The organism is Streptomyces beigongshangae (genome assembly GCF_019710745.1).
GTDB classification, from domain to species: domain Bacteria; phylum Actinomycetota; class Actinomycetes; order Streptomycetales; family Streptomycetaceae; genus Streptomyces; species Streptomyces beigongshangae.
Genome location: NZ_JAHKJW010000107.1, coordinates 1 through 12,806, shown reverse-complemented (window position 1 = coordinate 12,806; position 12,806 = coordinate 1). Strand labels below are relative to the sequence as shown.

1 protein-coding gene is annotated in these 12,806 nt (G+C 76.9%); it reads right to left on the bottom strand.

What is annotated here, in order from left to right:
• The coding region (locus KM933_RS40805) for a lonely Cys domain-containing protein (RefSeq protein WP_221361612.1) at positions 1 to 4,038 on the bottom strand (4,038 nt) is incomplete at its 3' end.
• Positions 4,039 to 12,806 lie beyond the last annotated feature (8,768 nt).

Below are 12,806 nucleotides of genomic sequence, written 5' to 3'. Positions count from 1 at the left end.
GGCCTCGGCGGTGGCCGCGCCGAACGCGGTCAGCGCCCGCGCGTGCGCGTCCCACGCGGCGGTGAGGCGGGCGTCGGGCGCGGTGCCGGTCCGGAGGGCGGCGGAGTTGGCCGCCGTCGGGACCGGGGTGTGCCCGGGGCCGGGGACGGTGCCGGCGGGGTCGCCGTCGGCGGGCTCGGTCCGGCTCCAGGAGGCCGCCGACGCGGGCCGTCCGTCCGGTCCGGGCAGCATCGCCACGGTGTACGTCCCGGTCGCCGGGTCGTGGTGGAGGGTGACGGCGGCGCTGGTGCTCCACCAGTTGCGGGCCGAGTTCCGGGCGCCCTCGCCCGGGACACTGCCCCGTACCGGGCGCCCTCCGGCCGGGGAGCCGTGCGGGACCACCGCGACGACCTCGGCGTAGCCGTCCTCGGAGAGCAGCTCCGGGTCCCGGAAGACCAGTTCACCGAACTCCTGGGGCGGCACCGGTCCCGGCATGCGCAGCCCGTCGGCGTCCCCGTCGGCGACGTACAGGAAGGGCGTGGGGCGGTGCGGATCGGCCGCCCACGGGGCGGGTTCGGTGCCGACGGGCACCAGCGAGCCGTCGGGGGCGCGTCCCAGCAGGGTGATCACCGCGGGGTCGAAGGTGCCCTCCGGGCGGTCCACGCCGTCCAGGGCGCGCCCCCAGGCCGTGCCGTCGTCGTCCGTCAGGAGCCGCTCGGCGTCCAGCGCGCCCTGCCGTTCCAGGTGGAAGGCGGTCAGCTCCTGGACCTGCCAGAGGTCGCGGCCGGCCGCCGCCGCCTGGCGCGCCACCAGGACCGCTTCGTCGAACCGGGTCGCGTCCGGGGCCGGCAGGTGCAGCACCACGGAGGCGAACGCGCCCCGGTCCGCCTGGGCGGTGAAGACGGCGACCCGGTACGACGCCCACAGCAGCCGGGACAGCTCGGCCTCCCCGACCGGATCGGCGGCGTCCAGGCCCAGGACCTCGCGGGCGAGACCCTCGCGCCGCGGCGCGGTGGCGAGGCCGTCCAGCATGTGTGCCAGGTGCGGCAGGCCGATCCAGTCGGTCAGCGGGCCGCGGTGACCCCCCGCCCACCGCTGCGCGGCCTCGGTCAGCAGACGGCGGTGGGCGTCCGGCGTGAACCGCGGGACCGGTCCCGACGGCGCCGCGCCGGAGTGGCGGATCATGATCTGCTCGTACAGGTCCATGGTGAACCGGCGCGCGCCGTCCCGGTTGAGCCGCGGGTCCGCCTCGTGCATCAGGTCGAGCGCGCCCATGCCGCGCAGCAGCTCCGGGTACTGCGGGGTGTCGTCGACGGTGGGGCCGAAGAGCCGGCGCAGCGCCCGCACCAGCCGCAGGGTCCGCTCCCGCGTCTGCGGCGGGACGGGTCCCGGGCCCCAGTGCAGTCCGGCGTCGCGGGCGCGCCGGTCGAGGGCGTCCCCGGCCGGCTCCGGCCGGAACATCACCCAGTCGTGGGCGCGGCCCCGCGCGTCGGTCTGGAGGTTGACGGGCATCCCGGCGGGGCCGGTGGAGCGGTGCTCCAGGGAGTTCATCAGGACGGACGCGAAGACCGTGCGGCCCGTCTCGTTGGCGGTGTGCTGGGCGACCGCGACGGACGCGAGCGGGTCCGGCACGAACGGGAGGGGGCCGTCGATGTGCAGGCCGTGCATCTCGCCGATGCCGGGGGCCGTCGCCGCGTAGCAGATGAGCAGCACCACGGGGTGTTCGGGGGCCAGCGAGGCCAGGCTGCGGCGGCGGGCGAGGGTGCGGGCGAACCGGGGTCCGTCGTCCGTGCGCCCGCCCTGCGGGGTGTGCCACACGACGGTGCCCGGCAGGCCGTGGTTGTTGGCGAAGTACGGCTGCGGCAGGTCGAGTCCGACCCAGGGCACCACGGTGGAGGCGGGACGTCCGAAGGTGTACGCGTTGCGCTGGTGGGCGTAGGCCGTGACCGATCCCAGCCGGCTGTGGGCCAGCGTCCGGATCCAGCCGCCGTCGGCCGTGTCCGCGGGGTCCATGGAGACGTAGCCGGTCGCCCGGGACCCGCCGTGGCCGATGGAGACGGCGCTGACCCGGTCGTCCGCCGGGTCGGCCGGGGGCGCGAGCGGCGCGGCGGGCGGGTTGAGGAGCCACTGGGCCCGGGGGGCCCGGTCCACCTCGTCGAGGAGGAGCAGCATCGAGGCGCCCGGAGTGCTCGGGAGGGATCCGATGGCGGCCCGCCCCGCGGTCGCCCACACCTCCCGGCCGGTCCGGTCGGCGATCGAGCGCGGCAGGTCCAGGTCGGCGGCGGCGCCCCGTTCGACGTGCAGCAGCACCGTCGCGTCGGCCGGGCGGGCGGCCAGTTCCGCGTCCAGGGCCAGCAGTTCGCGGAACACGCCGGGCCGTACGGCACGCGTGAACCCGCCGAGTCCGCGTACCACCACGGCGTCGGAGTCCGCGGTGAGCAGCAGCGTGTAGGGGTCGGGACGGCCGGGTGCGGCGCGCCACGGTGCGGCCTCCGGGCCGCTGTGACCGGTGGTGCCGTCGGGCGCGTGCGAGACGCGGCCGGTGCGGTCCGGGTCGAAGTCGCCGGGCAGCGGCCGGCCGAGCCAGTTCCAGCCGCGGCCGCGGCCCCGGGCGTCGGTGAGCCGGAAGTCGGGGTGGAACGCCCCGCGCCGGACCAGGTGGTGGGCGGAGAGCGCGTCCAGGCTGCCGGCCGCCGCGGTCGCCGGGTCGGCCACCAGGTGGAGCAGGGCGCCGCGGGCCGCCGCGTTCAGCGGGGTGGTGGGGGCGATGAGCAGCACCCGGCGCGCCACCGCGTCCAGGTCGAGGAAGCCGCCCCGCAGCTCCGGGTCGGCCTCGCGCAGCCGGTCCAGTCGTGCCAGGCCCTCGGCGGCCCGCCCCCGGTCGAGGCCGTCCAGGGAGCCGAGACCGTACAGCGCGTCGAGGATCGCCTCGCGGTGCCGTTCCGCCTCCTCCACGTTGACGGGCTGGGCGACCGTGGCGGTGGCCGGGGCCGGGCCCGGGGCCCCCGGGTGGTTGGGGAGCGTGGGGGCCGGGCGGTTGGGCCGGGTGGCGACCGGCCGGGTGTGGACGGGGCGGTGCGGGAGCGCGCGGTGGGAGCCGGAGCCGCCGCGGCGGTCACCGGTCCCCGTGGTGGACGAGGGACCACCGGTCCCCGTGGTGGACGAAGGGCCACCGGTCCCCGCCGCGGACGACGGGTCCAGCCCGGTGAGGAGGGCCTGGGCGTGCTCGTCGGGGAAGCGCCCGTCCCGCGCGACGTGGTCGCGCAGTTCCTGTTCGGTGAGCGGGTAGACGTTCCAGTACCGGCCCCAGTTGTCCTGGTAGTCCAGGGACGGGTCGTGGTCGGGGATGTCGTCGAGCGCCAGCTGGGCGCCGCGCATCACCTCGTGGAACGAGTGGTGGCCGGCCGACAGGGAGATGGCGATCATGCCGGCCCGGATCAGGCCGAGGTCGAGGTCGATCCCCCACTGGTCCCGCATCCGGGCGGCGTGCAGCAGGAAGCGGTACGTCGACCCCGCGGTGCCGGTCGCGACGAGGCCGCCGGTGTCCTCGGACAGCCCCTGGATCGCGGAGCTCATCGCGATGTCGTACGCCGAGGAGGCCGGCATCCAGGCCAGCCTTCCGTCGGCGACCCCGAGCCCGCGCTCCGCCCGGCTCAGCGGCGGGCGTACGTCGTCCGGGTCGGTCGGGACCAGCAGCGGCCGGGTGGCCTCCGCCAGCGCGGCCTGCTTCTCCTCCGGGGAGAGGCTGTCGTCCCGCTGGATCTCCTCGGCCCGGCGTTCCAGTTCGGCCCGGACCTCCGCCTTGCGGCGGCTGGGCCGCTCGGCGGCGATCTCCGGGTGCTGCTCCTCGGGGCCGCCGAGCAGCTCGGGCACCAGGTCGCTGGAGATTCCCTGGAACAGGAACGTCACCAGTTCCCGCAGGTTCCCGCTGCGCAGCACCTGCTGGAGGGCGGGCCTGGCGGTGCCCACGGAACCGGCCAGGCTCGGGTTCGCGCTGCCGAACGCGCCCAGGCCGTTCGGGTACTGGAGCCGTGCCCGCTCCCACGCGGCGCGGGCCATCTTCCGGAACTCCTCGGCCACCGCCCGGTTGTCGGCGAGGTGTTCGGCCAGTCGCCGGTCGAAGGCGGCGGACTCCTCGGCGTAGCGGATCCGCGCCCGNCGGCCACCGCCCGGTTGTCGGCGAGGTGTTCGGCCAGTCGCCGGTCGAAGGCGGCGGACTCCTCGGCGTAGCGGATCCGCGCCCGCACCCACGCGGGCACGGGGGCGCCGCGGTCCGGGCTGGGGGCCGCGGAGCGGCGGGGCGTCCGGGACCCGTCCCGGCCGGCGGAACCCGACGGTCCGGTGCTGTCGGACCGGCGTCCGGTGGCCGGGGCGGGGCCGTCGGAGGTGGGCCGCAGCGGCGCGGGGACCGCGGACCCGGGCGGCTGCCCGGTGGTGTCGGGGACCGGCGGCGGGGCGGGGGTGTGGCGCCGGTCGTCGATGCCGACCGTCACCGTCCGTCCCTGAGCCGGGTCGGTGGCGCGGCGCACCCGCTTCGCGTCCAGGGCCACGGGGAAGTCGGACAGGGTGACGTGCGGCCCGGGGAGGGCCGCCTGGAACTCCTTCAGCAGCCGGTCCAGCCGGGTGCCGAGCGCGTCCCTGACGGCCTCGGCCCGCTTGCGTCCGCTGGCCTGCGAGCGGTTGCCGTGGCCGGTGACGGTGATCCTGGGCAGCGGCAGGCCGTTGGCCCGGTTCCACAGGCCGGCGCGCGCCAGCGACCGGGCCAGCGCGTCCAGGGTCCCGTCCGCGTCGGCGGACGGGGTGTGCTCCTCCTGTGCGAAGGCGATCGCCTGCTGGTGCCAGCGCGGCGCGTGGCCGTGCAGGGCCACCGTGGTCAGCGGGTTGGCGACGGCGGGCGCGTGTTCCGAGAGGAGTGCCGCGTTGACCGCGTGCGCCGATTCGCCGGGCCGTCTGCTGTAGGCCCGGAAGAACCACAGGTCCTTGTCGTCCGTCACGGGGGCCGCGGACCGGACCGCGTCCCGGGCGCGGCCGCGGGCCGCTTCCAGGTCCCGCCGGGCCAGCGCGTGTTCGGGGCGGTCCTCGGGGAAGTACCACAGCACCTGCTCCGCCTCGTGGACCTCGGCGAGCGCCCGCGCCACCCGGGCGAACCCCTCCAGCCGGCCGGTGACGGCCTCGTGCGCGCCGTCGCGCCGGGCCGCGTCGAGGCGCCGTCCCGCCTCGTCCGCCAGCCGCTTCAGCTCGTCCCCGTCGTAGCGCTCCAGGTTCTCGTCGACGATGTCGTCGAGCCGGTCCGCCGGGATCTCGGCACGGGAGTGGGTCTCGTTCTCCAGGGTGATCTGGTGGGTGCCGTCCTCGCTGGCCAGCACCACCTGGGCGAAGTGGTACGGGGCGTGCGGGCCGACCGGGTCGCCGGGCTTGGCGTGGTTGTGCGTGAACAGCTGGGCGCCGCCGTCGTTCGTGGTGCTGACCGACTGGATCAGATAGCCCTCGCCGACCTGCGCCCAGGCGAACTCGTTGACGCCGGCGCGCGCCGCGGCGGCGGTCAGCGGGCCGCGCCGCGTGTTGTCCGGGGCGTGGCTCAGGGCCCGGCCGTACTCCTGGCCGGGGGTCGGCGCGCCCACCACGCCGCCGGTGAAGCGCCGGTCCGAGCCCGCCGCGCGGGCCGCCCAGCCGGGGGTGACGTCGGTGGCGGGGCGGGTGCCGTCGGCGACCTGCGTCAGCGCCTGCGCCAGGTGGTGGGTGCCGGTGACCTCGCGGCCGTGCAGGGCGTTGACCGGGGCCGTGGCCACGGAGCCGCCCGGGCCGCGGAAGGCGATGTGGGTGAGCGGCGCGGCGTCGGTCCCGGCGACCGTCCGGGCGAAGTCACGGGTGAAGGCGTGCTCGGAGGAGCCGGAGGGGGTCAGGAACCGCGGCTCCACCCGGAACAGCGGCTCGCCCGTCGAGCCGTCCTCCCGGGTCAGCAGCACGCTCACCGACGGGTCGGCGACCAGCTCCACCCCGGCCCCGGCGGCGGTCAGCAGTGCCGAGGAGCGCTCGACGGCGGCCCGGGTGGCGTACACCTGCCTGCTGCGGCCGGTGGTGTCGTCGCCGGCCGAGAGCAGCGCCAGCGTCCGGTCCGCGGAGATGTGCAGCGGCGGCCGGTCGTCGGCGCGGATCCCGCCCTCGTCCTGGCGGGGCAGGACGAGGGCGGGCGCGTCGGAGCCTTCCACGGCCGGGACGTCACCGGCGGTCCGCGGTCCCACCTCGGTGAACAGCACCCCGGCGCCGCTCTCGTCGACGACCCGGTAGTCGCGGGTGATCAGCGGCCGGGGGCGCAGGGCGTCGGTGCGGCGCTCCCGTTCGAGTTCCTCGACCATCCGGTCGAACTCGGCGTCACCGTCGGAGTCGGAATCGGAGTCGGAGTCGCTGCCGGTGTCGCTGCCGCTGCTGAGGTCGCGGGCCCCGGCCAGACCGGCCTCCCGGGGCGGCGGGGGCGTGGTCCAGCCCGCCGCGGGGTCGCCGGCCACCTGGTGCAGCACCAGGTGGCGGGCTCCGGTGTCGGGGTGCGTGGCGATCTCCACCGGGCCCTGCGGGTACCAGACGGGCCGGGCCGTCGTACCGGCGACCAGGTCGGCCACCCGCGCGGCGTACGCGGCGGGGAGCGCCAGGACGATGTCCGCGCCGGGCGGCCGCCGGGTGTCGTAGGAGATGATCCGGGCCATCTCCACGGCGTCGCGGACCACGAAGGTGCGCCAGGGCGTGACGATCTCGATGCCGCCGCCGTCGGCCTCCTCGGCCACGAACAGGTACGGGCTGCGCCACGGCGCGGGCTGCCGGACGTGCCGGCCGGAGCGCTCGGTGAAGATGGTGTCCAGCTCCGGCGGCGGCTCGTCGTCGCCGGTGAGGTCGCGTCCGGCCGGGCTGCCGTCCGCGGTGTGCAGCAGGGTCTCGTCGGCCAGGGCGTCCCGGCGGGTCTCGACCTGCCGGTCGATGAAGTACACCGCGAGGTCCGCGGCGCTCGCGAGGTCGTCCGAGGACGCCTCCAGCGCCAGCGAACCGAGGTCCAGCACGTCCTGGCCCGTCACCGGCGCCCGGCGCGGCATGTGCAGGACCCGGCGGGTGAGGTCGGCCAGCCCCTCGCGCGGACCGCGGCCGGCGGCCGTCTCCTGGACCAGCCGGTACAGCGCCCGGGAGGTCTCCTGGAGCCGGGCGCGCGGGGCCCTGCTCCACTGCGGTCCGAAGACCGGGCCCAGCCAGTCCGGGGAGGCCCACACCGGCGGCCCGACCGTCCCCTCGTCCTCGGAGTCCGTGTCGTCGTCGGAGTCCGTCCCGGAATCGGATTCCCCGGCGTCGGACTCCCCGGCGGCCGGGGTGGTACCGGGGGGCAGCGGCGGCGGCACCGAGCCGTCCGGTTCCGTCTGCGGGGAGGGTCCGGGCAGCGACACCGGGTCGGCCCACACCCGTTCCCGGGACTGTTCCGGCGCGTCCGTCCACGCCTGGTCCCAGCTCGCCCCGTCCGCCGGGACGTGCACGGGCAGGTCACCGGCGACCGCGGCCCACACCTGGAGGTGACGGTCGCGCAGTCCGCTCCGCCCGAGACCGGCGGGGGCCTGCTCGCGGAACGGCCCGAGCAGGCTGCCGGGGGCGTGCAGCCGGGCGGGGTTGTCCGCGCCGCGGGTCTCGTCCCGCAGGAAGAGCTGGTGGGCCAGCTCGTGCGCGAACTCCACCGGGTCGGCGTCGGCCCACCAGGCCCGCTGGTTCATCGGCCGGTCCCGGCCGACGAGGTCGACGGTCAGGTGCGGGCCGGCGTCCGGCGCGACCGGGGTGACGGTGACGTGCGCCCGGTCACCGTTGGGAAGGCGGTGCCCCGGCCGGTTGTAGAACTCCTCGACGCCCTCGCGCACCCGCGCCAGCACGGCCTCGGGGTCGTCCTGCCCGTCCCCGGGGCGGAGCGCGAGCCGGACCTCCAGGTCGGTGACGGTCTCCCCGCCGAAGGCGATCCGGCGTACGTCGAAGGAGGAGCGCACCACGACGCGCGGCCGGTCGTCGAGGCGGGCGCGCGGCGCGGGGCCCTCGCGCAGCGGGATGCGGAACGCGGCCTCACCCTCGCCGTCCGGGACCAGGTAGAGGGACGAGGAGTCGGCCGTGATCCGGTACGGCGCGGCGTCCGGGTCGAGGTCGGCGAGGGCCGGGGCGAGGGTGTCGATGTTGGCGACCTTGCCGAGCCACCCGCTGTCGCCCCGCAGGAGTGCCCCGGTCGCGGGGTGCACGAAGTCGTCGCCGAACCGCGTCCAGCCGGTCGGCGGGATCTCCTGCCCTTCGGGCAGCCGCAGGTGCCCGGTGTCGGCGACCTCGTAGCGGAACGGCTCCGGGCGGGACCCGGCGGACCGGGTGTAGGGGAACCACCGCTGCGGCTGCGGCTCGGGGTCCTTGCCCTTTCCGGAGGCGGCGGTCTTGGCGGGCACCTCGGCGGCGGGCAGCACGCCGGGCGGCACCCGGTCGCCGAAGCGGGGGCGCATGACGGTGACCGGGCGGCCGATCGGCCACTGCTCGGCCACCGGGTCGAGGCCGTCGTCGGGCGAGCCGCCCCGCAGGCTTCCCCTCAGGGAGCCGCGGGGTCCGCGCGTGGCGGTCCGCCGCACTCCCCCGCGCCGGTCGTCGACCGTGATGTCCACGGTGTCGGTGCCCTGTTCCCCGACGGAGACCCGGCGACCGCGCGCCGTGCCGGGCACGACCGTGATCCGGTCCGCCCCCAGGTGCGGCCCCGGGACCCCGTCCTGGAGGTCCGCGAGCGCGGACGCGAGCTCCTGCCGGAACGTGGCCGCGACCGCTTCCGCCCGGACCTTGCCGAGGTCCCGTCCCACCAGGGCCGCACCGCGCCGGCTGACGACGTCGACCCGCGGCGTCGGCAGCCCGTTGTCGCCGTTCCACAGCGCCGTGCGGGCCACCACCTTCGCCAGGTGCCGGATGGCGAAGGTGGCGCCCTCGGGCGTCCGTTCGACGCCCTTGGGGAAGGTGACCGCCGCGGGCAGGGCCTGCTGGCCCCGCAGGACGACGGCGGTGAGCGGATTGGCCTCGGAGGAGGGCTCGGCGTTCGTCAGCTCCGCCTTGGCGTCGTGCGGCCACTCGCCCGGCCGCTGCGCGAACATCCGCATGTACCAGAGGTGCTTGCCCGGGATGACGGGTTCGAGCTGCCCGATGCGGGCCATCGCGGTCTGGACGGCGTTCCGCAGCCGCTGGTTGGCCTCGGCCCGCTGCCTGGATCCCTCGGGGGCCGCGGCCCGGTCGGCGTACGCCTGCTTGGCGTGGGCCAGTGCCTGGGTCAGGACGAGGTGGTGCCGCAGCTCCGTGAGGTCCTCCGTGGTCCCGGCCTCCTCCCGGCTCCTGATCTCGGCGAGCAGCCGGTCGGCGTTCTCCCGCAGTTCCTCCGTGCTGAAGTTGTCCACGTTCGCCCGGATGGCCCGTTCGTGCCGGTGGTTGCGGACGGAGACCCGGGCGTGGTTCTCCAGCGAGATCTGGTGCGTCCCGTCCTCGCTCGCCAGGAGGACGGTGGCGAAGTGGTAGCCGAAGTGCGCGCCCGCCGAGCCGGCCTGCGGCTTCGCGTAGTTGTGCTCCAGGCTCGGCTGGCCCTGTTCGCCGGCCGCGGCGATGGACTGGAACACGTAGCCCTCGCCGACGTCGGCCCACGCGTGCTCGTTGACGCCGATGCGTTCCGCCGCCGCGGAGAGGGCCTCACGCCGTGGGTCCCCGTCCTTCGCGAGGTTCAGCGCGCTGCCGTACGCCTTGCCGGGCAGGGGCCCGGTGCCGTCGCCGCCGCTGGGGCGGTCGTCGGCACGCACCAGCTCCGCCGCCCATGCCGGGCCGGTCGCGCCGGGGGGAAGTGTCCCGTCCGCGACGTCGCCGAGGGCCTCGGCCAGGTGATGGGTGCCGGTGACCTCCGCCCCGTCCGAGGCGTTGGCCGGCGCGGTGACCGCGGGGCCGCCGCCGGGAGTGCGGAAGACGAGGTGCGAGGTGCGGGAGTTGTCGGCGAGCGAGTCGGCGAAGTCGCGGCACACCTCTTCGGTGGAGCGGCCCGAGGAGCTCCCGAACACGGGCCTCACCAGGTACAGCCGCCGGCTGCCGCCCGAGGGGGTGGGCAGGACGATGCCGACGTCCGGGTCGGTCTCCAGCCGCGTGGTGATGCCCGCGCGCCTCAGCTTCGCCGACGAACGGCTGATCGCCTCGGCCGTGGCGAAGACCTGCTGCCCGTTCGCACCGTGCTCGACGGCGAGCGTGCGGTCGGCGGAGACCTGCAGCAGGGGACGGTCGGTCGTCGGTATCTCCCGGTAGTCCTGGTGGGTCAGCGCGAGTTCCGGAGCGTCCTCGGCACCCGCCAGGGCGCTCGGCGCCCTCAGCCGGCCACGGGTGGGACCCGGCCTGCGGAGGAGGACGCCGTCGCCGCGGTCGTCCACGACGCCGTAGTCGCGGGTGGTCAGCGGCCTGGGCCGGCGCGCCTCGACGGCCGCGGCGGCCCCGGAGCCGTCCCCGCGGCGCTCCGCCGTGTCCGGGCCGGGCGGGTCGCCCCCGTGCACGGCGGGGTCCTGGCCCGGCCGCACGGACGTCCACGCCCGGGCGCCGCCGTCCCGTGCCGGGCCCACCACCAGGTGGTCGGCGCCGCTGCGCCAGTCGGTGCCCGGGTGCGGGGCCAGCTCCGAGTACCACACCCGGGAGCCGGTCAGGTCCGCCACGTTCCGGGCGACCGACTCGATGTCCTCGTGCGGGAACGCCAGCACCACGTCGGCGCCGTCGGGCCGGGCCGGGTCGCGCGCCACCAGCCGGGCCAGCTCCCCGGAGTCCTCCACCCGCAGCGTCCCGTGCGGGGTGTGCAGCTGCACGGTCCCGTCCGAGGACTGGGCCAGCACCGTGTACGCGTCCGACCAGGGGGCGGGCCACACGACCAGCCGGCCGTCCTCGTCCTGCGCGGCGTAGGAGTCCGCGGGCGGCGCCTGTCCCGTGCCGGTCCAGTTCCGTCCGGCGCCCTGCCCGGGCCCGAACCCGGTCCCCTCCGTCAGGGCGGTGTCCTGGCGGACGAGGTAGTCGGCGAGATCGTCCTCGTCGGCGAGCTCCTCCGGCGAGGCGCTGAGCGCCAGCGACCCCAGGAGCAGCAGGTCCCGCGGGCCCACCGGGGCGCCGGGGGCGAGGTCCAGCACCCGCCGGGCCAGGTCCTGCAGGCTGTCGAGGACACCGGTCGCCACGGACGCCGCCGTCCCGTCCTGTCGGGCCAGGTTCCACAGTGACTGCGCGGTGTCGAGCAGGGTCTCGGGCGAGTGGTCGTACCGGGCGGCGGGACCGAACAGCAGGTCCGTCCACGCCTGCGGCACCGCGTCGGGGTCGCCGTCCGAGCTCGCGGCGTCGCTGTCGCCGTCCTCGGTGAACCGGAAGCGGGACAGCGCCTCCGCCTCGGGGTCGCCGGCGCGGAGCCGGTCCAGCATCTCGGTCAGTCCGGCCGGGGGTTCCGCCCAGCCGCTGCGGCGGTCGGGCGGCGGCGGGGGCAGCGCGGCCCGTCCGTCCCCGTCCGTCCCCGTCCGCGCCGCCGCCTCCGTGCCGGGAGCGGGCGGTACGGGGACGGTGGGCGCGGGTGGGTGCGGCTGGGCCAGGTGGACGCCCTCCGCCTGGTCCCACAGGGCACGGAAGCCCTCGTACATCTCGTTCTCGGCGCGGGTGGCCTGCACCGGGTTGGCCGGGCCGAGGCCGTCCTGCCGCGGACCGGTGCCGAACAGCCGCTCCAGGATGGGCAGCAGATCGGGTTCGTTGTCCCGCACCCAGTGCGCGCCGTTGTTGCGCGGCTGTCTGGTGTACGGGTCGCGTCCGGTGTTCGTGCCGAGGTAGGCGTTGACGGCCTGGGCGAAGTACTCGAACTCGTCGGTGGAGGAGTAGTTGTCGACCGGCCGCCCGTCGCGTGCGCTGCGGCGCGGGCCGTCCGGCCACTCCACCCGGTCCGGGTCCTGCCCGGTCGGGGGGGCGAGCTTGGCGCGGTACGCGGCCTCGATGGTCCGCCGATCGGCGTCGCCGAGCCCGTACAGGTGGATGGCGTGCGCGAACTCGTGGGTGGTGGTGGAGTACCCGTCCGCGTAGGTGCGCGCGCCCGGTACACCGGTGGTCTCGCCGAGGAGGTTCTCCTCGGTGATGCCCGTGTGGAGCTGCCCGAGGCCGCGCACCGTGTCCCAGGTGCGCGGGTCCGCCGGGGAGAGCCGGCTGCCCGCGAGGTCACGGAACGGGCTGAGCGCGGTCAGCGCCTCGTTCTTCGGCACCACCAGCACCCGGGCGCCCCGCTCCAGCAGCCGCGCCGCCACGGCGGGGTCGTGCAGCATGGCGGCGATCCGCGCCCGGGCCTCCCGCCCGGCCGACACCGGCTGGTCCACGCCGGGGGCCACCTGCACGATCAGCTGGGCCGCCGTGGCGGCGAACTCACCGTCGCCCAGGGCCGAACGCAGCGCCGTCACCAGAGAGGGGTCGGCGGCCAGCCGTTCCCGGTCGGCCGCAGGCAGCAGCGCCAGTTCCGCCGCGCGTTCGGCCGGTGTCATCCCGGGCAGCAGCGCCGCCAGGTCGGCGAGCGCACCGGTCGGCGGGGGGACCGGCGCGGCCGGGTTCGTCCGGTCCGGGTTCGTCCGGTCCGGGCCCATCTGGTCCGGGTTCGCCTGGTCCGGGTTCGTCGTCCGGCTCCGCGTCGTGACGGCGGTGTCCTGGGCGGGCGGCGGGGGCAGCGGGGTGCCGCCGGCGGCCGGGGCCGGCGCGGGCGCCGGGGCCAGCTGGGTCAGCGGGACGAAGTCGCCGCCGCGGCGGCGCAGCCGGATGTGCGGGCCGGCGTC